This window comes from Streptomyces sp. NBC_01335 (genome assembly GCF_035953295.1).
GTDB lineage: Bacteria > Actinomycetota > Actinomycetes > Streptomycetales > Streptomycetaceae > Streptomyces.
In genome coordinates this window covers 5,223,493-5,249,976 of sequence record NZ_CP108370.1, presented here as the reverse complement: position 1 = coordinate 5,249,976, position 26,484 = coordinate 5,223,493, and the positions used below count along the sequence as shown (strand labels likewise).

Below are 26,484 nucleotides of genomic sequence, written 5' to 3'. Positions count from 1 at the left end.
GGGAGTCACACTGAACAAAAACTGTCTAATGCGTATAGTCGCGCCATGCGCGCTCATCGACTCATCCGCACTCCTTTCACCTCCTCCGACACCGCGGACGAGGTGCTGCGGGGCATCGACCTCACCGGCATCCGCGCGATCGTGACGGGGGCCTCCTCCGGACTCGGGATCGAGACCGCCCGCGCGCTGACCGCTGCCGGGGCGAAAGTGACGCTGGCCGTCAGGAACACGACCGCGGGTGACGCCGTCGCCCGGACGATCGAAGAGTCGACCGGAGGGATACGACCTCGCGTCGTCCGGCTCGACCTCGCCGACAGGGCTTCCGTCACGCGGTTCGTCGACGGGTGGGGCGGCCCGCTCCACCTGCTGATCAACAACGCCGGCGTAGTCACCGGTGGCCTCGAACGAACGCATGAGGGCGGGGAGCTGCAATTCGCGACGAACCACCTGGGACACTTCGCGCTGGCCACCGGCCTTCACCGCGCCCTGGCCCGGGGAGCGGCCGACCGCGGCGGAGCACGGATCGTCTCGGTCAGTTCGACGGCACACATGCGGTCCGGCATCGACTTCGACGACCTCCACTTCGAGCGCCGCGACTACGACCCGCAGATCGCCTACGCCCAGTCGAAGACGGCGAACTCCCTCTTCGCCGTCGAGGCGACCCGCCTCTGGGCTGCCGACGGCATCGTCGCCAACGCGGTGAACCCCGGCGGCATCGCGACCGGACTGCAAAGGAACTTCACACCGGAACAGAAGGCATCGCTCGACGCGGCCGAGGCCGCCGGAGTCTTCACGTACAAATCGGTCGAGCAGGGGGCCGCCACCAGTCTTGTCGCGGCCGTGGCCCCCGAGTTCGCCCACTCCGGAGGTCACTATCTCGACGAGGCGCAAGAGGCCTACACCGTGCCGAACGACGCCGACCTCGCGCAGCACCCGCACGGTGTCAAGGAATGGGCGCTCGACCCTGCCACTGCCGAGCGCCTCTGGACCGTCTCCGCCGCCCTGCTCCGCGTCTGACCTCTCGACGCCGCAGCGAGCCGCACCAGGGCATCCCCTCGCACGCCGGTGAGAGTGATGCGAAGGACAAGATCTACGGGGCGGTGGTGGGGACGGTGATCGTCAGGTGGCCGTCACCGTCCGGCTTCGGGGTGCCGTGGGCGTTCATGCGGGCGGCCAGGTGCTCGACCACTCGTGCGGTGAGTGAGTCGTCCGGGCGTGCCGTGCCCTCCGGAGGCAGGAGCGCCTCCTCCGCCCGTGGCGGGCTGCCGCCGAAGTAGCGGGCCGTGTCGCGGTTGACCGCCCAGCAGGCGACCGAGACCTCGGCCAGGCCCGGCTTGGTCCGTCTCACGCGGAGGTGGGCGCAGAGGAGGAAGTCGTCGCCGCCGTAGGAGACGGTCGCGGTGTGTTCCCCTCCCCGGGGAAACCGGTCCAGCAGCTCGTGCACGGCCGGCTCCACGACGGCGCGCGCCATGGGTTCCGCATACACCATGAGACCTCCTGTTCGGGCGGGACGTTCGGGCGGTGTCCGGTGTTCCACGCGGGCAGCACCTGCCAACTACCGCCCCTGGAAGGCCCGTTGGCCGCCACTTCGGCCCCGCACGCGCGCGACGGTCCGGCCCTGGGCATCGTACGGTCCAGCGGACTCACGCACCCCCCACAGCTCGAAAAGCCCCCTCACCGGTACGGCGAAGGCCCTGTTCCCGGCGGCAGGTGCTGCCTGCCCGGCCGTGAGGCTGGGCCTGCTGGGCCTCCCGGGCACCGGGTTCTGCCCGCGAGCAGGGCCGTGCGGTCCTTGTGGCGTCCCGATCAGTTGCCGAGGGTCTTCCGTGAGGACTGCTTCGGTCCAGGCGTCCGGCATGAGACCAGGGAGATCCTTTGACGCACGAGCACGCGGCGACGGGCACGTCCGCACAGCGGGAGTCGAAGACCAAGCCGGTGTCCCGGTCGGTCGCCGCCAAGGGCTGGACTCCCGGGACCCCCTTGGGCCGAGCCGACATGACAGCCCTCCAGCGGGCGGCGGGCAACGCGGCGGTCGCCCGGCTGGTCGAGGAGCAGCGGCACGCGCACGGGCCCGGCTGCGGGCACGGGGACACGGCCGTGCAGCGGTCGGCGGTCCACGAGGTGCTGCGCAGCACGGGTCAGCCCATGGGCGGTGCGCTTCAGCAGGAGATGGAGTCCCGGTTCGGCGGCGCGGACTTCTCCGACGTACGTCTGCACACCGGGTCGCAGGCGCGCCGCTCGGCCGCCGAGGTCGGGGCGCGTGCCTACACGTCGGGCAGCAGCATCGTCATCGGCGACGGCGGCACCGACAAGCACACCCTCGCCCACGAACTCGGGCATGTCCTTCAGCAGCGGCAGGGGCCGGTGGGCGGTGAGGCCGACCCGCGGGGCCTGCGCATCTCCAAGCCCGACGATCCTCTGGAGGTGGCCGCCGAGCGGCAGGCCCACGAGGTGATGCGCGGACAGGCGCCGGTGCAGCGGAAGACCGACGGTGCCACGGGCGTGCTGCCAAAAGCCGCGGCCTCCTCGGGAACCGGGCCGGCCGTGCAACGCGCTCCGCTCCACGTCGCGCGTGAAGGGGACGGGGCCACGGGCCGGGAGGCCGTGGACTCCGACAACCAGGAGGACGTCCGCCGGTTCGTCTTCGACGCGCTCGGCAAGGGCGACCACGAGGCGGTCACGCTCGTCATGAAGCGTCTCGAAGCCCTCGATCCGCAGCCCGCCTATCTCACCAACCTCCGCGAGGTGGTGGGCGAGTTCCCCGCCGAGGAACGCCTCCGTATCCCGCCCCTGGTCCACTTCATCTGGATCGGCGGCGGCATCAGCAGGGAGGCGCTCAACAACGTCCTGGCGTGGGCGGCGAAGGCCCAGAACACCGACTGGCGCATCAACCTCTGGACGGACAAGCGCAGTACGTGGTCGTGGGCCGACTCGGGCCGGGTGAAGGTGGCCAAGTCGATCGAGTTCAAGTACATCGAGGACGCCCTCGACGAGCGGGTCGCGCCCACGTACGAGAAGGCCACCGGAGGTCCGACGAAGGCGTACCCCTTGGCCTCCGACGTCGCCCGGTACAGCATCCTCAAGAAGCACGGCGGCGTGTACGCCGACGTGGACCTCGGGTCCGGCACGATCGACCTCAAGCAGACCCGGCCTACGCTCCGCGAGAACGACGTACCCGTCCTCGGGCCCCTCATCCGGGACAAGGACAGCCTCAACGCCTCGCTCACGGCGGCGAAGGAGCCGCCCGCCACGGGGGCCGCGACCGCCGAGCAGGTCAAGACCGCGGCACGCTACCTCCTCGACACGGGCGGGTACGGCAACCACTTCATCGGCGCGCAGCGGAACTCGACCGTCATGGAGAAGATGATCACCAAGATCGCCGGTTCCGTCGGGAAGATGGACGCCGAAGAACTCCACATGGTCGGCCCCGTGGGGACCGGCCCCTTCGCCCTCATCCAGGTCGTCGACCAGCACCTCAGCTCGGAGTTCGGCGTCGAGAGCCTCCAGACCGGAGAGCACCAACTGTTCCAGCAGGCGGGGAAGCAGTTCCACGAGCACATGCAGTGGCTGACCGCGGAGAGCGAGAACCAGGACTACTGACACGGTGGCCCGCAGGTGATGACCAACGCCCGGCAGCGGTACCAGGACGGGGTGGACCGAAGAGGACGTCTCACGTGGTGATGCCGCATGTCACGGCATCACCACGTGAGACATCCTCTGATGATCCAGCTGTAGATCGTTGTGCGCCCTGGTCTTGGGGCTGTCTGCCGCTGATGGGGACTCAGGTAGCCTCGGCGCGCCTTCTGGGTAGAGTTGCGCAGTGCCGGAAGGTTGCGGCCCTCTGGGACGTTGCTGCGTGTATGAAGATCGGCGAGGCTTCCAGAGCCAGCGGCGTGAGTGCACGGTCGTTACGGCACTACGAGGACGAGGGCTTGATCGTCCCTGGCCGTTTCAGCAACGGGTTCCGTGACTACTGCCAGTCCACCATCGACCGGGTGCTCGTCATCCGCTCGCTGCTGGAGTCCGGGCTACCGGTGCGGCTGATCAGGGACGTCCTGCCCAGCCTCACCGACGGATCCGATGCCGGCACCGACGTGGTGTGCGCGGAATTCCTCCACGAGGTACGGAGCCATCGCGATCGGCTCGCTGCCCGCATCGCCGTTCTCAGCGATCAGCAGGCGGCACTCGACGCATACCTGCGCGAGGCCCGCCGTACTGACTTCTGACAGCCGCTTGACCTTGACGTAAGTGTCAGGCTCCTACGTTCGGCGCATGGGGATCAACAAGCAGCAGAACACCGTCGAGCAGACCGTACGAGCACTGGTCCAGCACACGCACCGGGGACCGAAGGACCTGACTCTCACGACTGATCACCGCCGCCCCGCCCCGGGGCCCGGCGAGTACCTGATCCGCGTCGGCGCCGCCGGGGTCAACTTCGCCGATGTCATGCAGACCCACGGCACTTACGGAGGAGGCCCACAGGCCCCCTATGTGGCGGGCTTCGAGGCCGCCGGCGAGATCGTGGGCGTCGGCCCGGACGTTGAGACTCCGCTGCAGCTCGGCACTCACGTCGTCGGAGCCGGACCGGGCGCCTTCGCGCAGTACATGACGATGCCGGCCACGGGTGTGCTTCCCGTGCCGTCCGGCTGGAGCGACGCCGAAGCCCTCGGCCTGGTGCTGAACTGGGCCACCGCCTTGGCGGCACTGAAGCCGCTGGGCGAGATCAAGAAGGGTGAGGTAGTCCTCATACATGCTGCGGCCGGAGGCGTCGGGCAGGCCGCCGTCCGCCTCGCCCGCCACTACGGCGCACGCGTGATCGCCACGGCCTCACCCAAGAAGCATCGCTCCGTCAAAGCGCTCGGCTCCGACGAGGTCCTGGACAGCCGACGACCCGATGTGGCCGAGGAGATTGCCCGCCTGACCGGCGGCGTCGATCTGGTCCTGGAATCGGTGGGACAGGCCACGTTCAAGACCAGCCTGTCCGTTGCCAAAGTCTTCACCGGACGCATCGTCGTGTTCGGCGCCGCCTCCGGCGATGCCACCCTCACCACCCACGACCTGGTTTTCAACCACCAGGTCCAAGTCAAGGGTCTGCACATCGGTGCACTGGCGGTCGCGGCCCCTTCCCTCTACCAGTCATTGCTCGTCGAGATCGAGGCCCTTATCGCCCACGGCGTCTGCCCGCCCGGCACCCCACACGTGCACCCCCTGGCCGAAGGACCGGCAGTGCTCCAGCAAGTCCAAGCGGGCCAGACCCAGGGCAAGCTGGCCCTCGATCCCTGGCGCTGAGGGCTTGCAGATCATCAACACGCCGTCTTGATCTTGTTACGGGGCTCGCTGGTTCGAGTGAGGACCCGGCGCCGAGGAGTCAGACCGCGCCGAACTCGCCCGCCTTCACGCCTGCCACGAACGACGTGAAGGAGTCGGTGGCGAAGCCCAGGACCGGACCGCTCGGAACCTTGGAGTCACGGACCGGCACGAGGTCGTGCGCCACGGCGAGGTTGGCAGCCACCTCGACACACTGGCCACCGTTCTCGCTGTACGAGGACGTGAACCAACGGGGGGACTCAGTCGTCACGGGATGCCCTTTCGCCGATACACAACACGACCACGGAGGCCACGCGGGGCGCACCTCGCGTCGCGTGGCGATGGTAGGCCGCCCACATCGGCACCGCCGAGACGAAAACGCGCCCACCTGCTTCCGGACAACAGGGAGCCCCACCATGCGAGGCACGGTGGGGCTCCCTTCTGCCTGGTGCGGTTGGCCCGACGCCGAGGGTCAGACGGCGCCGAACTCCCCAGCCTTCACGCCCGCCACGAACGACGTGAACGAACCGGCGGTGAAGCCCAGAACCGGGCTGCTGGGGACCTTGGAGTCACGGACGGGTACGACGTTGTGCGCCACGGCAAGGTTGGCGGCGACCTCAATGCAGTTGCCGCCGTTGCTGCTGTAGGAGGACTTGAACCATCGGGGGGATTCGGTCGTCACAGGGTGCCCTTTCGTACCTGTTCGATCATGGCTACAGATGCCGCCTGAGACAGCGCTTCGCTCTGCAACTGATGGTAAGACGTCAGCATCGGTACTACAGAAGCCGTTTCACGCTCGACGTATCCCTGCACCTGAGACTCCGCGTAAGCAACCATGGACCTGTCGGCCAGGGTCAGCAGGTTGACTGGCAGGTTGAACGAGCGACGTGCCCCGAGGGCGAAGGGCGACACCTGGATCACCCACGTGGGGAGGGAGGCAGTCTCAATCAGGCGCTGAAGCTGCTCCTGCATCACCGCTTCCCCACCGACAGCGTGGCGAAGACAGCTCTCATCCATCACAACAAGCGCCATCGGCGGGCGGAGCCTCACAAGCGCTGCCTGTCTTTCCATGAGGAAGGCGACCCGCTCCGAGGCTTGCTCAGGCGAGATGGCGCCGCGCTGCACGTCGCCGTCCGCCAACGCACGTGCGTACGCCGGTGTTTGTAGCAGCCCGGGGATGATCCCGATCTCGAACAACCGGATCTCCACTGCCCGCCCCTCATACCCGACGTACTCCGGGAACCCCTCCAGCAGCACGCCGTGCCGGATCTCGCGCCACTCGCTCTCGAACGACTCGGCCGAGCCCGTGATGCCGAATAGGGCGTCGAGTTCACGCGAGAAGCGGAGAGTTGGAGGTTTCCGGGCAGTTTCGACCGCTGAAATATGCTGGCTGGAATATGACAGATGGGATGCCAGTTCCTCCTGACTCCACCCGCGCCTCTCCCGCATTCGTCTGATACGCGCACCGTATGCCGCGCGCGGGCTGGCTTCCGGGTTCAACTCCAGGCGGTTGACCATGCCGGGGCCTCCTCTTCCTTCCATTCTCGCTAGTTGAAGGGAAGTTGACTCTAGGACACCCTGAGGACCCCCCGTAGTGAAACGGCTACAGAGAGGAGCGAAAGGTGTCCGGAGAGAACGTCAGTCCGAATGCCATGGGTCCCCGGCCCCCCGCCCTCGGCGCAGTCATGGTCGACACGAGCCGGCGGGACCGCGTCGGCGAATTCCGTGGACTCTCCGGCCCCTACTGGGCCATACGCCCTCTCGGCGGCGGGCTCGAATGGGAGGCCGCGCCCGAACGCGTACGGCCGGCGACCCCGATAGAGCGGCTGCGGGCCGAGAACGCGCGCTGCAACGCCCGGAGTCGGGGCGAAGCGCTCTGACGGAGCCGCGGACACCGAGGCACCGAAGGCGGGGCGCGCGGCGCGACTGGAGGCGTACGCCCCGCCAACACCCAAGCTCTCAGCGTCGATCACGCATCACCGGAATTCACCCGAAGCATCGGAAAGGCCGACCCATGGACTGGCAGACCAAGGCGGAGCAACTCGCCACCGACATCGTGGACCCGGTGTCCCGCTGGCTCCCGCCGGTGGCGCGGGTGCCCCGCCATCAGCTGGTGCCCCGCTGGTGGGAGCTCGACGGTACGGGAGCCTGGGCGGTGCGCGACGGAGCGAGCGACCCGTCCGCCTGGGCCGAAGCGGCGTACGGGGAACGGTCGTTGGTGACCCGGGTCGGCGGTTTACACGCGGACCACGCGACGCCCGAGGACCGCCCGGAGGGCCTGCCCACGTCGTCGGCGACGCTGCCGAGCCTCACGGTCCGGATGCTCCGGCACGCGCGCCTCGGGGACGGGCTTCCGCTGCTGGATCTGGGTACGGGGGCGGGCGGGCTCACCGCGTACGCGTCCTTCCGTATCGGGGACAAGCACGTGACGAGCCTGGACGTGGACCCCTACCTCTCCTCGGTCGCGGGCGAACGGCTCGCGGAGCTGGGGTACTACCCGACGATGCTCACGGCGGACGCGACCGAGCACGTGCCGGGGACGTACGAGCGGATCGTGTCCACGGTCGGGCTGCCGGCCGGGCCCGGGCTCCGCGCGGTGCTCGCCTCGCTCGTGCCGGGCGGGCGGCTCGCCCTGACGCTGGCTCGTACGACCCTGATCGTCACCGGGTGGAAGCGCGCCAACGGGGACGTGGTGGGACAGGTCGAGCGGGACATGGCCGGTTTCATGCCGGCCCGGTCCGGCGACGACTACCCGGACGCCTGCACCGACCTGTTCGCCCTCGCGCACGAGGCGGAGGGCGACGACGTCGGCACCGGCCGCTACCCGGTGGTGGACCTGGAGAACGCTTGGGAGCTGCGGTCCATGCTGGAGGTCACCGCGCCCGGGGTGGAGCTCGGCTTCGGCACCCGGGGGAAGACGCGTACCGCCTACCTGGTGCATCCGGACGGCTCGTGGGCCCGCGCGTCCGCCGACTGGACCGACCCGCCCACCGTCCACCAGAGCGGCCCGCGACGCCTCTGGGACGTACTGGAACGCCTCCGGAACCGGCTCAACACGGACGGCTCCCTGCCGTTGCTCGGGGCGCGGGTGCGCATCACCCCGGACGGGGTGGTCCACCTGTCCCGGGGCGAGTGGCACACCTCGGTCGGTGACCGGTGAGTGCCGGGCGGCAGGGGCCGGAGAAGACCGGCACCGGCCTCCCCGTGAACCGCTGCCCCGCCACCGCGCTCATGCCACCTCCGGCACAGGTCGTGGGGGCGGCCACCGCTCCCGGGGGAACCGGCGGGCCCGCCCGGCGGCTCCGCTGCGAGCTGGCGGAGAAGCACCTCGCCGAGCACGCCGAGTTGCTGTGGGAGGACGACCGGCTCGGCGGTGCGATCTGGGTGCGCTGGACCGACACCCGGATGTACCGGGTGATGCTGTTCTGGTGCACCGCGACAGACGAACTCGGCGACGCCTGCGGGCTCTTCGACAACCACCCGTCCGCGCACTCGTGGCGGATCATCGACACCGCCGAAGACGGTCCTCTCGGACTGCCGCCCCATCGCGGGGATTCGGCTCCGGGCGGGTAGGCGCCCTCAGGATGAAGCGAGCCCGGTCCGCGCCGCAGGACCGGTCACGCCGAAGCGGCCGGGAAGAGGCAGTGCACGGCCTCACCGATCGGCGCCCGGCGCGCTCGGCGAGGAAGTCCGCCCGCTCGTCGGGGCCAACGGGAGTCAGACCCGGCCGGCCGACCCACGACATGGCGAGCTGGTCGACGAACGATGAAGTGGCTTCCGCCCGTCCTGCGGCGGTGGGGCAGCGAAGTCAGTAGGCTGCTGCGGGTGAATCGTGCACTTGGACCCGCCGGCGTCTTCCGCCTGATCGTCACCGGAGGAGGCACCGGGGGGCACACCTACCCCGCGCTCACCGCCATCCGCGCCCTTCAAGAGCGGCTGTCGGCCGAGGGCGGGACCCTCGATGTGCTGTGGATCGGCACGGCTGACGGCCTGGAGGCGCGTGTCGCGCCGGCCGAGGGGATCGCGTTCGCCACCGTCGCCACGGGTAAAATTCGCAGGTCCAGTAACCCGCTCAAGATGATGTCCGCGGCGAACGTGAAAGACATGGCCCGGGTTCCGCTTGGCGTGGCACAGGCGAGGAAGTTGGTGGCCGCCTTCCGGCCGGACGTCGTGCTTGCCACCGGTGGGTACGTGGCCGTCCCCGCCGGCCTGGCAGCCCGTCTCTGCCGCCGCCCACTGGTGCTGCACGAGCAGACCGTACGCTTGGGGCTGGCGAACCGGAAGCTGGCGGGCTCGGCGACGCGGATCGCGGTGTCCTCGGAGTCGACGTTGCCGCTGTTGCCGGAGGCAGTGCGCGGCCATGCGGTGGTCACCGGGAATCCTGTACGCCCGCAGATTCTGACCGGACATGCGGACAAGGCAGTCGAGACGCTGGGGTTGCACGGCTTCAACCGGCTGCTGCCGACGGTGTACGTCACCGGCGGCGCTCAGGGTGCCCAGCAGATCAACGGCGCCGTCCGTGCCGCGCTGGAGTGGCTGCTGGAACGAGCGAACGTGATCCATCAGTGTGGCCCGGACAACGTCGAGGACCTGCGGGTACATGCGGCCGCGCTGCCCGCGCAGTTGCTCGACCGGTATTACCTCACCGGATTCGTCGGCCCGGAGCTGCCCGACGTCTTGGCGCTCGCGGATGTCATGGTCTCCCGCAGTGGGGCCGGCACACTCGCCGAGGTGACCGCGCTGGGCAAGCCAGCGGTGTTCATCCCCCTGGCCACGTCAGCGGGGAACGAGCAGGCGCACAACGCCCGCCACTTGGAAGATGCCGGGGCTGGCGTCGCCCTATTCGGGGACGTCACCGCTGACCGGCTCAAGGACGCGGTGGGCCCGCTGCTCACCGACCCCGCGCGGCGGGAGGCGATGGCTCAGCGGGCTCGGGAGCACGGAAGGCCGGACGCGGCGGACAGGCTCGTGGACGTGATCCTGTCCGCCGCGTCCGGCTGATCCGGGCAAGGGGTCACGGGCGGCGTCGGCCGGAATGGAGCGCGCTGCCGGCCTCGATCAGCACGGCGCACTCGTCGAACACGTCGTCGCCCTGGCCCATCGGGTCGGGTACGTCGCGATCGCCCAGGTAGAGGCCGAGCTTGTGGGCGTATCGCTCGCCGCCGATCGCTCTGAGCGTTTGAAGGGCGGCGGCGTCCATGGCCAGGACGTCGTCGGCCCAGTCCAGCATGTCCAGGGTGATCTGTTGCCCGCAGTGGTGGCGTTTCACAGGTGTTCGCTCACGAAACATCCGGCGGTCCGCCAGCACGGCTCGACCTGGACCGAGCTGCACGACTGGACTGACACCGCCCTCTTTCCCCGGTCGGCACCCCGGCCGGGAGTCCCAGAAGCGCGGGAAACGGCGGTACGCCACCTCTACGAGGAGGCATTCGCGTCGGCCGGGTACGGGCGGCCTGCCGGGTTCAGGGCGTCCGCATGAGGTTGCGGAGTCCGGCGACGAGGGCCGGGACGTCGCGTTCGACCTGGCCCGGGATCGCAGCCGGGTCGGCGGGTTGCGGTGCCTGGTGGGTGGTGCGGCAGGGGGCGCAGAGGCCGTCCGGGAGCGCTTCGGCCCGGGCGGGGCGTCCGCAGTCGGTGCACTCCACCAGGAGACGGCGTACCGGGGAGCCGGGGGCGCCCGGTGCCGGGACCGGCGGCGGGGTGGGGGTCGCGGACAGGCGGGGCGGCATCTTGTCGGTGAGGCGGCGGCGCACCAGCCCGACCGGTGAGCCGACCTGCTCGGGAAGTCCGGCGGTGAGCGCCGACGTCAGGTACCCGGCACTGACACCCCGCGCGAACCACGCGGCGGCGAGCGGCTCCAGGACCTCGCAGTCCGCCGCGGAGAGCGTCAAGCGAGGCTCGCGGCGCCCGAGTTCGGCCAGGGCGACATAGGCGGGCGAGGGACCCGCGGTAACCGGAGGAGCACCGGGAGCCGGAGGAGCGGCAGGCGTCGCAGCGACCGGCGCACCCTGCGGCGCGGCAGGCGCCGTGGGCGCCGTGGCCACCGGGCCGGGGTCAGCCGTGGTGACCGCGTCCGGCGTCCGGGCGGGGGCCGGGGGCCGGCCGGGGTCCGATTCCGCGGTGCGCTGCCGGGGGACGACCGGATCGGGTCCCGACGTGGGGCACGGCTCGGCGGAGGGCGCACAGGGCCGCTCGGGCGTGGCGGCTTGGCCCTCCAGATGGGCGGTCCACCACTCGTTGTCCCGAGCGGTGCGCGACCAGAAGGTGAGCGTCACCCACCGGCACGCACCGTCCCCCTCCACCCGCCTGCGTACGCGCCGCAAGTGCCCGGCGACACCGAGAGCGCGCAGAGCGGTACCGATGGCCATCTGGCCGTACAGGGGCAGGTCCTTGGCCAGCGACTTGATGTCCATCGCGGCACCGTCGGGCAAATGGTCGACGTAAGCGGCGACATACCGCTCACGCTCCGACAGGAAAGCGAAGTGCTCCGGCTCGTAAGCGACTTGGCCGGAGACGGATTGCTTGCCGTAGCCGGTGCTGGCCCTGCGGTACGGGCGTGAGGCTGCGGGCGCGGGCGGGGCAGGGCTAAAGTGCTGGGTAGCCACGAGATCGCTCTTTCTGGGATATCGATCTTTGGTGAGACCCCGGCCTGGTGGTAGGACACCGCGTCGGGGTCGTTTCATTGTGGGCACCGTAAGCGCGCGTGACCGTTCGCCACAACTCGCTCACCATTAGTCGTACTTGCTGGCCGTGACGGGGCGGGAGGCGGGGAGGTTTCCCCAAAACCCCCTACCTACCTCCCGGATGAACAACATCGCTCGCATCCCGGACCTCGCATCCCGACCCCCGAATCCCGAAGCTCAAGCGTCGGCCCGCGCACCTCTTCGTTTCCCTCGAACGAGTGATGGACCCGACAGCGAAGCTCGAATCCCAGGACCCAAGGCCCAAGGCCCAAGACCCAAGACCCGAGCTCCAGCCCGACACCGCGCCCGGAACCGGAGCGGCTTACAGCCAGCCCTTGTCCGCCGCGATCCGTACCGCGTCCGCCCGGTTGCGGGCGGCGGTCTTCTGGATGGCGGTCGAGAGGTAGTTGCGGACCGTGCCGTGCGAGAGGTGGAGGGCGGCGGCGACCTCGGCGTTGGTGGAGCCGTCCGCCGCGGCGCGCAGCACGTCGCGTTCGCGTTCGGTCAGCGGGTTGGCGCCCTCGGCGAGCGCGGCGGCGGCGAGCGCGGGGTCGATGACGCGTTCTCCGGCGATCACCTTCCGTACGGCCTCCGCGAGTTGGGCGGCGGGCGCGTCCTTCACCAGGAAGGCGTCGGCGCCCGCTTCCATCGCGCGGCGGAGATAGCCGGGGCGGCCGAAGGTCGTGACGACGACGATCTTCACGGCCGGGAGTGCGCGGTGCAGCACTCCGGCGGCCTCGATGCCGGTCATGCCGGGCATCTCGATGTCCAGGAGGGCCACGTCGACCGCGTGGGTGCGGGCGGCGTCGAGGACCTCGTCGCCGCGCGCCACCTGGGCCACCACCTCGATGTCGGGTTCCAGGCCGAGCAGCGCGGCGAGGGCCTCGCGCACCATGGACTGGTCCTCGGCGAGGAGGAGTCTGATCACGGTCTCGGTCGTTCCGGCGCTCATTCCGGCGATCCTAGAGCGTGTTCGCCCAGCGGGACGCTGAGGGTGAGCCGGAAGCCCCGGCCGCTGCCGGCGGGCCCGGTGGTGAGGGTGCCGTCGACGGCGGCGAGGCGTTCGCGGAGGCCGGTGAGACCGTTGCCGGGCTTGACGCCGCCCTTGACGCCGGTCTCGGCGCCGGACGCGATACCGGACGTGATGCCGGACGTGATGCCGGACGGGATGCCGGACGGGACGTCCGCCCCGCCCCGGCCGTCGTCCACGACCGCGAGTTCGAGGAACCGCCCGGCCAGGGTCTGCCTGGGTGTCAGAGTGACCGCGCAGGTCTTGGCCCCGCTGTGACGTACGACGTTGGTGACGGCTTCCCGCAGCCCCCAGGCGAGGGCCTCCTCGCGGGCGGCGGGCAGGCCGTCCGCGTCCGGGGCGTCGGTGGGGACGTCGGCGGCGATGCCCGCCGCCGCCAACGCGGTACGGGCTCCGGCCAGTTCGCCGGGGAGGGTCGGGCGGCGGTAGCCGGTGACGGCGTCGCGTACGTCCGCCAAAGCCTGGCGGCTGACCTGTTCGATGTCGGCGACCTGGAGGGCCGCCTGCTCGGGATGGCCGGGGAGCATCCGCCCGGCCAGCTCGCTCTTCAGGGTGATCAGTGAGAGCGAGTGGCCGAGCAGGTCGTGCAGATCACGGGCGAGCCGCAACCGCTCCTCGTTGGCAGCGAGTTGGGCGACGGTGGCGCGGGCCTCGCGCAGTTCGACCGTCGTGCGGATCAGTTGCCGTACGCCGGTCATGGCGAACCCGCCGAGCAGGGCGGGCACCAGCAGGTCGAGGACCAGCTCCCCCGCGCTGTCCGCGCCGTCGGCGAGGCCGATGCACGCCATCAGCACCGCCACGGCGGGGATCAGCCGCCAGGCGGCCCGCAGGGAGAGCGCGGCACCGGCCGAGACGTTGACGTAGACGAAGAGCCCCAGCCACGCCGGCCCGAGCATCAGGCTGAGGGCGGCGGCGAAGGCGATCAGGACGGCGATGGTCCACGCGGCCCGGGTGAGGGCCGGGGAGCGGGCGGTGTGGCGGAAGAACAGCTGGAGGTACACGACGACGAAGGTGGCCAGTCCAAGGCAGCCGAACGCCGTGGCCCACGGGCCGTGGTCGCCGCCGAGCAGGTCGGACACCGGGGCGCTCAGGAACGCGAGCCAGACGCAGATCCAGAGCAGCTTCATCGCGATCTGGCGGCGGGTGACCGGCGGGCGGCCGATGCCCACCGCGTTTTCGTCGTCGCTCACGCCTTCAAGGTGTCCTTCCGGTAGAGCCAGGCCGCGCCGCCCGCGAAGACCACGAAGTAGGCGAGGAGCAGCATGACGTCCTTGGCGTGCGGGGCGCCGCCCATTTCGATGGCCTGGCCGAGAGCAGCGTACGCGTGGGTGGGCAGCCACTGGGCGATGTCCTGGAGCCACCCGGGGAAGGTGGAGGCGGGCATCCAGAGGCCGCCGAGGATCGACAGCCCGAAGTAGATGATCATCGTGATCGGGCGGACCGCGTCACCGCTGGCCAGATAGCCGATGGCCACGCCGAGGGCGGCGAAGACGAGCGACCCTGCCCAGATGACCCCGGTCAGCGCGAACCACTGCCAGGCATCGAGGCGTACGCCCTTGACGGCGGCGGCCACCACGAACACGACCACGATGCACGGCAGGGTGACGATCGCGGCACTGGCGATCTTCCCGAGGACGTAGGCGTGACCGGGCAGGGCGGTCAGGCGGAGCTGGCGTACCCAGCCCTTCTCCCTTTCCTTGGCGATGCGTTCGCTGTTGCCCATGAGGACGGCGGTCAGCGCGCCGAAGGAGCCCATGGCGACCATGAAGAAGGCCTGCAGGGTCAGATGGGTGCCGGGGACGAAGTCGGTGGTGTTCTGGGTACTGGAGACCGCCAGGTAGATCACCGACGGGTAGAGCACCGAGAAGAACATGAACTTCTTGTTCCGCAGGGTGCGGGTCACTTCGAGCCGGATCAGCACCCCGGAGACGAGGTTCGCCCGGCTCTTCGTGCGCGCGGCGGTCTTTGCGCCCATGACAGTCGTCGCGCTGGTGGTGTTCGTCATGCGGTGCGGGCCTCCTCGGCCTCGGTGATGGCGACGAAGGCCTGTTCCAGGCCGAGTCCGGCTACTTCGAGTGCGCGCGGGTAGAGGCCGAGGCCGTAGATCGCGTGGACGGTCGCGTCGGCGTTCTGCGACTGGATACGGACCCGGTCGCCGCTGATGTCGAGCGCGGAGAGGAACGGCAGGGCGCGCAGGGCCGTCTCGTCGATCGGGTCCGCCAGCTCGAACGAGATCCGGCGGACACCCGCCATGGCCTTGATCTCGGCGGCGGTGCCGTCGGCGAGCAGCCGGCCCTTGTGGAGGACGAGGACGCGGTCGGCGATGGCGTCGGCCTCTTCGAGGTAGTGGGTGGCGAACAGGACGGTGCGCCCCTGGTCCGCCTGCTCGCGCATGGTCGCCCAGAACGCCTGGCGGGCGGTGACGTCCATGCCGGTGGTCGGCTCGTCGAGCACGATCAGGTCGTTGGCCCCGGCGGTGGCCAGCGCGAACCGCACCCGCTGCTCCTGGCCGCCGGAGAGCTTGTTGACCATGCGGCCGGCGATCGAGGCGATCCCCGCGCGGGCCAGCACCTCGCCGACCGGGTAGGCGCGCGGATGCAGGCTGCACGCGAGCCGGACGATCTCCTCGACGGTGACGTCCTCCATCAGCCCGCCGCTCTGCAGCATCGCGCCGACCCGCCCGGCGGCGATGGCCTCCTGCGGGGAGGTGCCGAAGATGCGGACCGTGCCGCTGTCCGCGTTGCGCAGGCCGAGCAGCAGGTCGAGCGTGGAGGACTTCCCGGCGCCGTTGGGGCCGAGCAGCGCCACGGTCTCGCCGGGGTGCAGGTCGAGCTGGAGCCCGTCGACCGCGCGCACGTCGCCGTACGCCTTGCTGACCTGGTCGAAGCTGACCACGGCCGTGGCTGCGGCGGTCGCTTCGGGGGCTGTCGTTGTCATGCGTACAGCCTCGCCTACGGGAGGTGGGCGCGGCAGGGACGGGGGGCTGGGATCAGGGATGACAGATGTCATGCGGGGCGGGTGACCGGGCGGTCCGGCGGGTGGCGGCCGGTCCCCTCCCCGTACGCCCCACGCCCCGCGCCCCGCGTGCGCACGGCCCGCGCCCCGTACGCACGCCACCGCCCCGCGTACGCGCGGCCACCCCGCCCCGTACGTACGCCCCACGCCCCGCGTACGCACGGCCCACGCCCCGTACGCACGCCACCGCCCCGTCCGGAGGACCCGGACGGGGCGGTGTGCGGTACGGCGACGCTTCGGGCGGGGCCGGTCAGCCCTGGCCGGTGAGGTCGATCGTGACGGTGCGCTCCGCGGTGGTCTTGCCGAGCAGCGCCGTCTGCATGGCCTTGGCCACGTCGTCCGGTCCGACCTGGTGCTGCTTGCCGTCGGCCTTGACCGCCATGACGCCGTCGAAGACGCCGTCGCAGAGGGTCTCGATGGCCTTCTTGTCGTAGTACGGCACGAGCTTGCCGTCGACCGCCTTCATCGACAGGATCTGCGGCAGGGAGCGCGCCGGGCCGAACTGGATCTCCTTGCCGCCGGCCTGGATGGTGACCAGGTCGGACATGGCGGGCTCCGCGAACTCCTTCATCGCCCGGTCGAGTTCGGCCTGGGTGATGGTGGGCTGCTGGGTGACGACCGGCAGCTCCACGACGGCGGAGGTACCCGTCTGGACCTGGGCGCGGTAGGCGTCCCGGACGGCGATGATCGACTGGTTGACGTCGATCCCCTTGCCCGGCTTGCCCGCCACCGGCTCGGCCTTGTTCGGCTCGAACTTGATCGTGCCGTCGGTCGCGGAACCGGACTCGCCGGACAGGGCGTTGAGCGCCGCGCCGAGCTTCTCCTCGTCGACCGGGATCACCGGGTCGGCCGGGCGCGCCCCGCCGAAGAGGGAGGTGATCACGGAGACCGGGTTGTAGTCGCTGCCCGCCGCGCCGCGCACGGTCTCCTCGCTGTCCAGCGCGAGGCCGGCCTTCTCCGGGGAGAGTTCCGTCTGCTTGCCGTCGACCGACAGCTTCAGCGGCGCCTGGGCGCGCTTGCCGAACTCGGCGTCGAGCTTGCTCACCGCCTCGGTCTTGGTGCCGCCGCCGATGTCCACGCCGAGGACGGTGGTGCCCTTGGGGACCTCGGAGTGGTTCATCAGCAGGCCCGCGCCGTACGCGACGCCCGCCAGGACGACGACCGCGACGCCGAGCAGGACCGTCTTGGACCGGCCCTTGCGGGCGGGCGCGGCGGCCTGCGGGGCGGGACGCGGCGTGCTGGGACCCGAGGGCCCCTGCGGTGCGGCGTCCGGACCGTCCGCCCCCTCGGCGCGGGACGGGAACGGCCGGGGGCCGCCGGGCACGACGGGGATACCGCCGGTCAGGGTGTCCCCGGAGACGTGTCCGCCGCCCGGGACGGGCGCGGGGGCCTGCGGGGTCAGGATCGCGGTGTCGTCGGACAGCCGGGGCACCGAGACCGGACCGCCGGGGCCGCCCGGGACGCCCTGCGGACCCGGACCGCCCGGGGCGCCGAGGCCGCCGGGGACCGTGAGACCGGGACGGCCCTGGCCCGCGGGGTTCCCGGGGCCGGGGGTGCCGGGCGTTCCGAGACCGGTCGTTCCGAGACCGGAGATGCCGTGGCTCGGGGTCCCGGGGCCGGGGTTCCCGGCAGCGGGCCTTCCCGCACCGGGCGTGCCGGGGACGGGCGGCGGGAAGCTGGCGGTGCCGGCCGCCGGTCCGGTCGTGGAGCCGGCCGGGCCGGGGGTGCGTACCCCGGGGTTCGGCGTGGGCCGGCCGGAGTCGGCCAGTTCCGCGTCGATGCTGTCCAGCGCGCTGCGGCCGGCCGGAGGAGCGGCGGGGAAGCCGCTCTGCGGGCCGTCGAAGTACGGCGACCCGTCACGCGGGCCGGACTGCGGCTCCGCTCCGGCCTGGCCCGGCACGCTTCCCCCGGCAGGACCACCGGCGGGGCCGGCGGAGGTGCCCGGGGTGCCCAGCACGGAGTTGGCGGCCGGGGTCTTGCGCGGGGCGAACCAGTCGCTGGTGGGCTTCTCCTTGGCGGGCGGCTCGGCCGGAGCCCCCTCGGGGTCACCGCCCTCGCGCGCCTCCGCGCCGGACGCGGACTCGCCGGCCGGCTGCCCGGGGGCGGGGACGCCCGCGCCGGGACCGGGAAGCGGCGTGACGGCGGTGCGCTCGGGGTCGGAGGTGTTGTCGCCCTCCGCCATCGGCGTACGCATCACGACGGGCGGGATCGGCCGCGAACCGGGGATGTTGATCCGGATGCGCGTCGTCAGGGTCGTCTCGGTCCTGGGTTCGTCGGGCCGTGACGACCGGGGGGATTCCTGGGCGGACTCCGGTGCGGGATCCACGCCGTCCTGCGTCGGGTGCAACGACGGGTACTGGCGTGATCCGTACGGCGGCGTGCCCGAGGGGTAGGCGGCACCACCGCGCCCCTGGGGCCCGGAGGACGAACTGTCAGTTTCACGACTCAAAGCAGGTTCTCCCGATTGGCTCCGCCGCCCGTACTTCCCCCATGCCGCAGGCCAGGGGACGGCTCGGCGCGCGCACCACCATACTGGCCGCCGCGCACGGGCGTTTCACGCCCGGTGGAAACCTCCACCGGCGCCTCACACCCGTGGACGCTCCCGAGCTGCCGCTCAAGGCGCGTCACCGGCCTGAACGTTCCTGGTCGTTGGCCGAAACCGGCCCCTTGGAGAGGGTGGCGCAGATCACAGCGATCACCATCCCTCCGAGGACGAAGAGCGCCAGATCGATCTCGTCGCCGCCGCCGAAGAGGTAGTCGCCCTCGGGGCGTCCGTTGAGCGCGACCACGACCGCGATCAGCCAGCCGACGGCGGGCGCGAAGGCGCCCAACTGGGTGCGGGTGAGGACCCGGCCGCCGTAGAAGACCCCCGCCGCGCCGCCCAGCGCCAGCAGCAGACCGCCGGGGAACCAGGCCCCCTGGACCAGCGAACCGGCCAGCGAGACCAGCGCTCCCAGGACCGCGAGACCGAGGTACACCCCGATCCGGCGGGGGTTGAGCGGGGCGGCGATCCCGGTGGGCTCCGGCGCCCGGGGCGGGGCGTTGGTGCGCGGGGCGCGGGCCTCGGCGCGGGCCCGGTCCTTCTTGCCGCTCATGCCCGCTCCCCCGCGTCGGCGGCGGCCTCGGGCAGTCCCGCGAAGAGGTCGCGCTCGCGTGGACCTTCACCACCCCGTACACCGTGGACGAGTTGGTAGTACTCGGTGGCGAAGAGCGGCTGGCCCTTGTCGTTGGAGAGGGTGAACCAGGGGTCGCGCACGGTGATCTGGGTGACGTGGGCCCGCATCGCCGCCGCCTTCGCCGCCGCGTGCGCCGGGCCGCCGTCGATCTCCGTGGTGATCACGGACTCCTCGGTCACCCCCGGCACCTCGTCGATGTCGGCGATCCCGCCGAACACCGCGGGCGCCTCGGCCCGGAGCCGGGCGAACGCCTCCTCGGCGACCGGGCGGGGCATCCGGTTCCAGTAGATCTTCGCGATGGTGTGCGGCGCGTCCGGGGCGCCGGAGCCGGTGGTGTACCCGGGGTCGGCGGCGAGTTCGGCCGCGCGCATCGCCACCCGGTGCGCCTGGATGTGGTCGGGGTGGCCGTATCCGCCGTCGGGGTCGTACGTCACCAGGACCTGCGGGCGGACCTCACGGACGACGTCCACCAGCGCGGCCGCCGCGTCGTCCACGGCGGTGTCCCAGAACGCGCCGGGGCGGTGGTTCTGCTCGGTGCCCATCATCCCGGAGTCGCGGTACCGGCCCGGGGCGCCGAGGAAGCGGTGGTCGGTGACCCCCAGCTCCTTCATGGCGGCGGCGAGTTCACCCACGCGGTACGGGCCCAGCGTGTCGTCGCGGTCGGCCGTGAGGTGCGCCAGCGAGTCCGGGATGACCTCGCCCTCCTCGCCCAGGGTGCAGGTCACCAGCGTGACGTGGGCGCCCTCGGAGGCGTACTTGGCCATGGTGGCGCCGTTGTTGATCGACTCGTCGTCGGGGTGCGCGTGCACCAGCAGCAGACGGCGGGCGGGAAGGTCCTTCATGAGGACCACCCTACGAGCCCGGCGCACCCTCCGGGCGTCGGCGTCCTCGGTTCGCACCACCGGGAAGCCGGACGGCACGGCCCGAGGGCCCCCAGGCGCGGCCGGGAGCCCTCGGACACGGCGTGAGCGGGCCGCCCGAGGCGACCGCCGTCAGAACTTGATGCTGCCGATCATGCCCGCGACGTTCGACGTGAGGTCCGCGATCGTCGGGGCGATGGAAGAACTCGCCAGATAGAACCCGAGCAGCATGCAGATCGCCGCGTGTCCGCCCTTGAGTCCGGATTTCCGGATCAGCAGGAAGACGACGATCGCCAGCAGCACTACCGCCGAAATCGAGAGTGCCACGGCGGTTCACCTCCATCAGTACGGTCGCGACGGAAACATCGGACAGATCAACACATCGGGTCTGAACGGACAGCAGTCGGGCAGCGACGAAGAGCCCAGCAGGTTCCTACCCACCGAGCGCTACGGATCATAACTATCCGTGCCAAGGCATTGTCCGGGTCACAGCAGCACAAGGGGGCGCACGGAGGGCGGCCCTCCGGCTAGGTTTCGGGCCATGACCTCGCAGAAGCTGTCTTTTCCCCGCCAGCACGCACGGACCCAGCGATTCACCCGCGGTGCGCCCCGGGCCTTCTCCGTCTCACCTGACGGGACGCGGGTGATCTTCCTGCGCTCCTCCTCGGGCACCGATTCGGTCAACCGGCTCTGGGTGCTGGACCCTTCCACCGGCCAGGAACGCGTCGCCGCCGACCCCGGTGCCCTGCTGGGCGGTTCGACGGAGGAGCTGTCGCCGCAGGAGCGGGCCCGGCGCGAACGCACCCGTGAGGGCGGCGCCGGCATCGTCGGGTACGCGCTGGACGCCGAGGCGGAGTTGGCCGCCTTCGCGCTCTCCGGCACGGTGTACGTGGCCGAATTGCGCGCCGGTACGGCACGGGCGCTGCCGGTCCCCGGACCCGTGATCGACCCCCGGCCCTCCCCCGACGGCCGGCACGTCGCCTATGTCGCGCAGGGCGCGCTGCGGGTGGTCGGCGCCGACGGGACCGGCGACCGGGCGGTGGCCGAACCGGAGGAGGAGCACCTCACCTACGGGCTCGCGGAGTTCGTCGCGGCCGAGGAGATGGACCGGCACCGGGGCTTCTGGTGGTCGCCGGAGTCGGACCGGCTGCTGGTGGCCCGGGTGGACGACAGCCCGGTCCACCGCTGGTGGATCGCCGATCCGGCGCACCCGGAGCGCAAGCCGGCCGAGGTCGCCTACCCCGCGGCGGGCACCCCGAACGCCGGGGTCCGGCTCTTCGTCATGGACCTGGCGGGCGGGCGCACCGAGGTGGAGTGGGACCGGGCGCGCTACCCGTATCTGGCCCGGGTCCACTGGTCGTCGGCGGGTGCGCCGCTGCTGCTGGTGCAGGCCCGGGACCAGCGTGGCCAGCTGTATCTGACGGTGGACCCGGAGACCGGGGCGACCCGGACCGTGCACGCCGAAGGGGACCCGATTTGGCTCGATCTTTTCGGTGGGGTGCCCGCGTGGACGCCGGACGGGCGGCTCGTACGGATCGCGGACGAGGGCGGGGCGCGGGTCCTCCAGGTCGGCGACCGGTCGCTGACCGGGGCGCGGCTGCACCTCCAGGCGGTCCTGGACATCGGCGAGTCCGACATCCTGGTGCAGGCGGTGGCGGGCGAGGAGGCCGCCGCGCCGGAGACCGGCGAGAGCCATGTGTACCGGGTGAACGAACTGGGCGTCGAACGGATGTCGGAAGGGGTCGGCGTCCACTCGGCCGTCCGCTCCGGCTCCCTCACGGTGCTGCTCTCCACCTCACTGGAGCGCCCCGGCGCGACCGTACGCGTGCTGCGGGACGGCAAGCAGGTCGCGGAGGTGGCCAGCCACGCCCAGGAGCCGGTGCTGCGGGCCCGTCCGGTCCTCACCGAGGGGGGCGCGCGGCGCATTCCGTGCGCCGTGCTGCTGCCCACCGGCTATCAGGAATCGGACGGTCCGCTTCCGGTGCTGATGGACCCGTACGGTGGCCCGCACGGCCGCCGCGTGGTCGCCGCGTACAACGCCCACCTCACCTCCCAGTGGTTCGCCGACCAGGGCTTCGCGGTGGTCGTGGCCGACGGCCGGGGCGCCCCGGGCCGCTCCCCCGCCTGGGAGAAGGCCGTACGGGACGATTTCGCGCTCACCCTGGACGACCAGATCGAGGCCCTGCACGCGCTGGCCGAGCGCTTCCCGCTGGACCTGTCGAAGGTCGCGATGCGCGGCTGGTCGTACGGCGGCTACCTCTCCGGCCTCGCGGTGCTGCGGCGCCCCGACGTGTTCCACGCGGCCGTCGTGGGCGCCCCGGTGACCGACTGGCGGCTCTACGACACCCACTACACCGAGCGGTACCTCGGCGACCCCGCCGAGCAGCCCGAGGTGTACGCGCGCAACTCGCTGGTGACCGACGACGGGCTGTCCGAACCGGCGGACACCGTACGGCCGATGATGATCGTGCACGGCCTGGCCGACGACAACGTGGTGGTCGCGCACGCCCTGCGGCTCTCCTCCGCACTGCTCGCGGCGGGACGCCCGCACGAGGTGCTGCCGCTGAGCGGGGTGACGCACATGACCCCGCAGGAGCAGGTCGCGGAGAACCTGCTCCTGCTCCAGGTGGAGTTCCTCAGGCGCTCCCTGGGCCTGCCGGCCGCGGGCTGACCGACGGCGGACCGACCGGCCGGGCCACCGGGCTCACCAGCCGGGCGGCGGGGACGAAGGCGGCGGCGGGGACCCGGGCGGCGGGGAGGACGGCGGCGGCAGGGAGGACGGCGGCGGCCCGAAGCCGCCGCCCGGCGGGGGGCCGTACCCCGGACCGCCGGAGCCCGCCGCCGGGTCCTGCGCGGGGCTCTGCGCGGGGTTCTGCCCGGCGGACGGGTAGCCGTACCCCGCGCCCTGCCCGGCGGACGGGTAGCCGTATCCCGCCCCGCCCTCGTACGGAGAGCCCGGAGCCGACGACGGGTACGGGTAGCCGTAGCCCGGCGCCCGGCCGGGAGGCGCGAGGGGCGGGTGGCCGTACCCCGGGGTACCCGGGCCCCAGCCCTGGCCCGGTCGGCCCTCGGCGTCGGGCCGGCCCGGAAGGGCGGCCACCAGGAGCGCGACGATCCCCGCGAGGGGGAGGAACACCCAGGTGGCGATGGTCAGTTGCTCTTCGATCCCCGCGTCGACGAACGCCCCGAACAGGTCCAGCCGGATGCCGCGGGCGATGCCCAGAACGCCGGAGAGCAGCAGGAAGGGTGCGGCGACCATGGCGAACGGCCGGGAGTGCGCGCCGCGCGCGAGCGCCGAGACCGCGGCGAACAGGGCGAGCACGGCCACGGTCACGGTGGACCAGCCGCCCGGTGGGTCGACGAGCGTGCTGCCGCCCACCCGCCCGCCGATGTACCAGTCGGGGTAAAACTCGTCCGGGAACACGAAGAACTGCCGGATCTCCCAGGCGATCACCACCACCCCGGAGGCCCCGAGCGCGAGGAAGGCGACGACCGCGGCGCCCGCGGTGGGCCGGCCCGGCGCGAGGAGCCCCACCTCCTCGGCGGGCCGGCGGCCGGCCGAGGCGGTCACGATCATGGCGATCGCGGCCGCCAGGGTGACGACGGTGCAGATCGTCGCGCGCAGGCGGAGCTCGTCGGAGTAGCCGCCCATCCACGAGGACGTGGTGGTCCACACACCGGGCAGCCGCAGCAGCAGGGTGGCCGCGCCGGTGGCGACCAGCGCGCCGGCGGCGGACGGTGACCGGGGCACGACGAAGGCGGTGACCACCTGGACGAGGAGGAGGACCAGCGTGCCGCCGGTCGTGGCGGGGATTCCGGTGGGGAAGCTCTCGGGCGTCCCGGACCAGAAGTCCCAGAGGGGGCCGGGTCCGTCGAGGACCCGCAGGTCCCGGACGATCCAGCCGACGTTGATCAGAGCGAGCACGGCGCTGAGGACCGTGCCCGTGATGCGGGCTCCCCGTGTGAGTGTCACGCGAGGATCCTCTACCGCCCGGGACCACCCGACAAGGGGTCCGGGAGGCCCGGAAACGGGTAACCGGCCGGTACGACACGAAGTCGTCCCGGCCGGTCCACGGCACCCGCACGGCCGTACGCTGTCCATGGTGCGGCGTTCGTATATCGGTGTGGCGACAGCCAAGTTGCCTCACTGTTAACGATGTTCCCCGTCGCCCGGCCCCCGGTCCGCATCCGTCCCCGAAGCCGTCTCCGGAGCCGTGTCCGCACCCGTACCCGGAGCCGTGTCCACCCCCGGAGCCGCATCCGTACCCGTACCCCGGCCCTCCTCCGGTCCCGGCGGCAGCACCCGTTCGTCCTCCACCGCGACCACCTGCTTCTCCTCCGCGAAGTGGCAGGCGGAGTCGTGGTGGGGCGGGCCCTGGACCGCCTCGAACGCCTCCGGGACGGCGAGCAGCGGCTCCTCCACCACGCAACGCTCCTGCGCCTTCCAGCACCGGGTGCGGAAGCGGCAACCGGAGGGCGGGTTGGCGGGCGAGGGCACGTCCCCGTGCAGGATGATCCGCTCCCGGTGCTCGCGGGCCTCCGGGTCGGGCACCGGGACGGCGGAGAGCAGCGCCTGGGTGTAGGGGTGCGTCGGGTGGTCGTAGATCTCCTCCTCGGTGCCGATCTCGACGATCCGGCCGAGGTACATCACCCCGACCCGGTCCGAGATGTGGCGGACGATCGAGAGGTCGTGGGCGATGAAGACGAAGCTGAGGTTGAACTCGGCCTGGAGCCGGTCCAGCAGGTTGACGACCTGCGCCTGGACGGAGACGTCGAGGGCGGAGACCGGTTCGTCGGCCACGATGATCTCGGGGTTGAGGGCGAGGCCGCGGGCGATGCCGATGCGCTGGCGCTGGCCGCCGGAGAACTGGTGCGGATAGCGGTTGATGTACTCGGGGTTGAGCCCCACCACGTCCAGCAGGTCCTGCACCCGCTGCCGCCGGCTGCCCTTCGGGGCGACCTCGGGGTGGATCTCGTACGGCTCCCCGATGATGTCGCCGACCGTCATGCGCGGGTTGAGCGAGGTGTACGGGTCCTGGAACACCATCTGGATGTTCCGGCGGACCGCCTTCAGCGCCCGGCCGGACAGCTTGGTGACGTCCTCTCCCTTGTAGCGGATCGTTCCGGCGGTGGGGCGTTCGAGGTGGACCAGCATCTTGGCGACCGTGGACTTGCCGCAGCCGGACTCCCCCACGATGCCGAGCGTCTCGCCGGCCGAGAGGTCGAAGGTGACCCCGTCGACGGCCTTGACCGCGCCGACCTGCTTCTTGAAGACGATGCCCTGGGTGAGCGGGTAGTGCTTGGCGAGGTCGCGGACCTGGAGAATCGGTTCTCCCTCGGCCCAGGCGGAGAGCCGGCGCGACTCGGAGAGGAGGGTGGCGGCGATCTCGCCCTCCTCGCGCGCCTCCTTGCGGCCCCCGGAGTGGTCAGCGTGCATCGAGCGTCTCCTTCCAGAAGTGGCAGGCGCTCGCGCGGTGTTCGGCCACGTCGTACAGGGGCGGCTCGTCGGTGCGGCACACGGCCTGGGCCATCGGGCAGCGCGGGTTGAAGGCGCAGCCGGGCGGGATGCGCAGCAGGTTCGGGGGCAGCCCCTTGATCGCGTAGAGCTCCTGGCCCTTCTGGTCCAGGCGCGGGATCGACTGGAGGAGGCCCTTGGTGTACGGGTGCGCGGGGGCCTTGTAGATCTCGTGCACCGGCGCGGTCTCGACGATCCGGCCCGCGTACATCACGGCGATCTTGTCGGCGACGTCGGCGACGACTCCGAGGTCGTGGGTGATGAGGATCAGGCCCATGCGGTACTCCTGCTGGAGTTCCGCGAGCAGCTCCATGACCTGGGCCTGGACCGTCACGTCGAGGGCGGTGGTGGGTTCGTCGGCGATGATCAGCGCGGGTTCCAGCGCCATCGCCATGGCGATCATGATGCGCTGGCGCATGCCGCCGGAGAACTGGTGCGGGTAGTTCCCGATCCGCTCCTTGGCGGCCGGGATGCGGACCCGGTCCATCAGCTCGATCGACTTCCGGCGGGACTCCTTGCGGGACATCCCCCGGTGCACCCGGAACATCTCGCCGAGCTGGTCGCCCACGGTCAGCACGGGGTTGAGGGAGGAGAGGGCGTCCTGGAAGATCATGGCCATCTCCTGGCCCCTGATCCTCCGTCGCTCGTCCTTCTTGAGCTTCAGCAGGTCGCGGCCCTTGAAGAGGACCTCGCCGCCGCTGATCTTCCCGGGCGGCATGTCGAGGATGCCCATGATCGCCTGCGCGGTGACCGACTTGCCGGAGCCGGACTCGCCGAGCACGGCGAGCGTCTCGCCCTCGGCCACCGAGTAGTTGACGCCGTTGACGGCCTTGGCGACGCCGTCCCGGGTGTGGAACTCCACGTGCAGATCGCGCACTTCCAGCAACATGGCAGCGGA

26 protein-coding genes are annotated in these 26,484 nt (G+C 71.5%); 9 read left to right on the top strand and 17 right to left on the bottom strand.

What is annotated here, in order from left to right; translation table 11 throughout:
• Window positions 1-45: 45 nt before the first annotated feature.
• On the top strand, window positions 46-1,017 hold the full coding sequence (locus OG599_RS22665; RefSeq protein ID WP_327177809.1) for an SDR family NAD(P)-dependent oxidoreductase: 972 nt from the start codon (window positions 46-48) through the stop codon (window positions 1,015-1,017).
• A gap of 73 nt (window positions 1,018-1,090) precedes the next feature.
• Here OG599_RS22665 and OG599_RS22660 read toward each other — a convergent pair whose 3' ends face one another.
• Window positions 1,091-1,489, bottom strand: coding sequence for a hypothetical protein (locus tag OG599_RS22660; protein WP_327177808.1), 399 nt, complete (start codon window positions 1,487-1,489; stop codon window positions 1,091-1,093).
• Window positions 1,490-1,875: 386 nt separating this feature from the next.
• Here OG599_RS22660 and OG599_RS22655 point away from each other — a divergent pair, with 386 nt between their 5' ends.
• From OG599_RS22655 to OG599_RS22645, 3 genes are all read left to right on the top strand, one after another.
• A complete protein-coding gene (locus OG599_RS22655; protein ID WP_442809506.1) occupies window positions 1,876-3,600 on the top strand; it encodes an eCIS core domain-containing protein in 1,725 nt (574 codons plus the stop codon).
• Window positions 3,601-3,860: 260 nt separating this feature from the next.
• Entirely contained in the window at window positions 3,861-4,226 is a 366-nt protein-coding gene (locus OG599_RS22650) for a MerR family transcriptional regulator (protein ID WP_327177807.1), read from the top strand.
• A gap of 46 nt (window positions 4,227-4,272) precedes the next feature.
• A complete protein-coding gene (locus OG599_RS22645; protein WP_327177806.1) occupies window positions 4,273-5,289 on the top strand; it encodes an NADPH:quinone oxidoreductase family protein in 1,017 nt (338 codons plus the stop codon).
• A gap of 79 nt (window positions 5,290-5,368) precedes the next feature.
• Here OG599_RS22645 and OG599_RS22640 read toward each other — a convergent pair whose 3' ends face one another.
• From OG599_RS22640 to OG599_RS22630, 3 genes are all read right to left on the bottom strand, one after another.
• Window positions 5,369-5,578, bottom strand: coding sequence for a DUF397 domain-containing protein (locus OG599_RS22640; protein ID WP_327177805.1), 210 nt, complete (start codon window positions 5,576-5,578; stop codon window positions 5,369-5,371).
• Between the two features lie 201 nt (window positions 5,579-5,779).
• A complete protein-coding gene (locus tag OG599_RS22635; protein ID WP_327177804.1) occupies window positions 5,780-5,989 on the bottom strand; it encodes a DUF397 domain-containing protein in 210 nt (69 codons plus the stop codon).
• Window positions 5,986-6,825 (bottom strand): helix-turn-helix domain-containing protein, encoded by an 840-nt coding sequence (locus tag OG599_RS22630; protein ID WP_327177803.1) that lies wholly within the window; start codon window positions 6,823-6,825, stop codon window positions 5,986-5,988. Before OG599_RS22630 ends, OG599_RS22635 begins: the two co-directional genes overlap by 4 nt.
• A 134-nt stretch (window positions 6,826-6,959) precedes the next feature.
• On the opposite strand from OG599_RS22630, the gene OG599_RS22625 reads away from it, so the two are divergent.
• The 4 genes from OG599_RS22625 to OG599_RS22610 all read left to right on the top strand — a co-directional run bounded on the left by OG599_RS22625 (window position 6,960) and on the right by OG599_RS22610 (window position 10,308).
• Window positions 6,960-7,187: a hypothetical protein gene (locus OG599_RS22625; protein ID WP_442809705.1), complete on the top strand. Its 228-nt coding sequence runs from the start codon at window positions 6,960-6,962 to the stop codon at window positions 7,185-7,187.
• 134 nt (window positions 7,188-7,321) lie between these two features.
• Complete coding sequence (locus OG599_RS22620) at window positions 7,322-8,467, top strand: methyltransferase type 11 (RefSeq protein WP_327177801.1); 1,146 nt, start codon at window positions 7,322-7,324, stop codon at window positions 8,465-8,467.
• 44 nt (window positions 8,468-8,511) lie between these two features.
• The gene (locus OG599_RS22615) at window positions 8,512-8,880 is read left to right on the top strand and encodes a hypothetical protein (RefSeq protein WP_327177800.1); all 369 of its coding nucleotides are present in this window, start codon (window positions 8,512-8,514) and stop codon (window positions 8,878-8,880) included.
• A 252-nt stretch (window positions 8,881-9,132) separates the two neighbouring features.
• Complete coding sequence (locus tag OG599_RS22610; RefSeq protein ID WP_327177799.1) at window positions 9,133-10,308, top strand: UDP-N-acetylglucosamine--N-acetylmuramyl-(pentapeptide) pyrophosphoryl-undecaprenol N-acetylglucosamine transferase; 1,176 nt, start codon at window positions 9,133-9,135, stop codon at window positions 10,306-10,308.
• A 13-nt stretch (window positions 10,309-10,321) separates the two neighbouring features.
• Here the strand turns inward: OG599_RS22610 and OG599_RS22605 are convergent, their stop codons facing one another.
• The 10 genes from OG599_RS22605 to OG599_RS22560 form a co-directional block, all read right to left on the bottom strand.
• Window positions 10,322-10,576 (bottom strand): arsenate reductase/protein-tyrosine-phosphatase family protein, encoded by a 255-nt coding sequence (locus tag OG599_RS22605; RefSeq protein WP_327177798.1) that lies wholly within the window; start codon window positions 10,574-10,576, stop codon window positions 10,322-10,324.
• A 193-nt stretch (window positions 10,577-10,769) separates the two neighbouring features.
• Complete coding sequence (locus tag OG599_RS22600) at window positions 10,770-11,912, bottom strand: MarR family transcriptional regulator (RefSeq protein WP_327177797.1); 1,143 nt, start codon at window positions 11,910-11,912, stop codon at window positions 10,770-10,772.
• A gap of 400 nt (window positions 11,913-12,312) precedes the next feature.
• On the bottom strand, window positions 12,313-12,942 hold the full coding sequence (locus OG599_RS22595) for a response regulator transcription factor (RefSeq protein ID WP_327177796.1): 630 nt from the start codon (window positions 12,940-12,942) through the stop codon (window positions 12,313-12,315).
• Window positions 12,939-14,210, bottom strand: coding sequence for a sensor histidine kinase (locus tag OG599_RS22590; protein WP_327177795.1), 1,272 nt, complete (start codon window positions 14,208-14,210; stop codon window positions 12,939-12,941). The genes OG599_RS22595 and OG599_RS22590 overlap by 4 nt, the downstream gene beginning before the upstream one ends.
• Complete coding sequence (locus tag OG599_RS22585; protein WP_327180147.1) at window positions 14,207-14,995, bottom strand: ABC transporter permease; 789 nt, start codon at window positions 14,993-14,995, stop codon at window positions 14,207-14,209. Before OG599_RS22585 ends, OG599_RS22590 begins: the two co-directional genes overlap by 4 nt.
• Before the next feature lie 26 nt (window positions 14,996-15,021).
• A complete protein-coding gene (locus OG599_RS22580) occupies window positions 15,022-15,957 on the bottom strand; it encodes an ABC transporter ATP-binding protein (protein ID WP_327177794.1) in 936 nt (311 codons plus the stop codon).
• Between the two features lie 328 nt (window positions 15,958-16,285).
• Window positions 16,286-18,484 (bottom strand): hypothetical protein, encoded by a 2,199-nt coding sequence (locus tag OG599_RS22575; protein WP_327177793.1) that lies wholly within the window; start codon window positions 18,482-18,484, stop codon window positions 16,286-16,288.
• 175 nt (window positions 18,485-18,659) lie between these two features.
• Complete coding sequence (locus tag OG599_RS22570) at window positions 18,660-19,130, bottom strand: DUF6113 family protein (protein WP_327177792.1); 471 nt, start codon at window positions 19,128-19,130, stop codon at window positions 18,660-18,662.
• Window positions 19,127-20,053, bottom strand: a complete 927-nt coding sequence (gene mshB, locus OG599_RS22565; RefSeq protein ID WP_327177791.1) for an N-acetyl-1-D-myo-inositol-2-amino-2-deoxy-alpha-D-glucopyranoside deacetylase — start codon at window positions 20,051-20,053, stop codon at window positions 19,127-19,129. Before mshB ends, OG599_RS22570 begins: the two co-directional genes overlap by 4 nt.
• Window positions 20,054-20,203: 150 nt before the next feature.
• On the bottom strand, window positions 20,204-20,398 hold the full coding sequence (locus tag OG599_RS22560) for a hypothetical protein (protein ID WP_266708674.1): 195 nt from the start codon (window positions 20,396-20,398) through the stop codon (window positions 20,204-20,206).
• Between the two features lie 214 nt (window positions 20,399-20,612).
• On the opposite strand from OG599_RS22560, the gene OG599_RS22555 reads away from it, so the two are divergent.
• Window positions 20,613-22,742, top strand: coding sequence for a S9 family peptidase (locus OG599_RS22555; protein WP_327177790.1), 2,130 nt, complete (start codon window positions 20,613-20,615; stop codon window positions 22,740-22,742).
• A gap of 33 nt (window positions 22,743-22,775) precedes the next feature.
• Here the strand turns inward: OG599_RS22555 and OG599_RS22550 are convergent, their stop codons facing one another.
• The 3 genes from OG599_RS22550 to OG599_RS22540 form a co-directional block, all read right to left on the bottom strand.
• On the bottom strand, window positions 22,776-24,044 hold the full coding sequence (locus OG599_RS22550; protein WP_327177789.1) for a hypothetical protein: 1,269 nt from the start codon (window positions 24,042-24,044) through the stop codon (window positions 22,776-22,778).
• Between the two features lie 177 nt (window positions 24,045-24,221).
• Complete coding sequence (locus tag OG599_RS22545; protein ID WP_327177788.1) at window positions 24,222-25,508, bottom strand: ABC transporter ATP-binding protein; 1,287 nt, start codon at window positions 25,506-25,508, stop codon at window positions 24,222-24,224.
• Entirely contained in the window at window positions 25,498-26,475 is a 978-nt protein-coding gene (locus OG599_RS22540; protein ID WP_327177787.1) for an ABC transporter ATP-binding protein, read from the bottom strand. Before OG599_RS22540 ends, OG599_RS22545 begins: the two co-directional genes overlap by 11 nt.
• Between the last annotated feature and the right edge of the window lie 9 nt (window positions 26,476-26,484).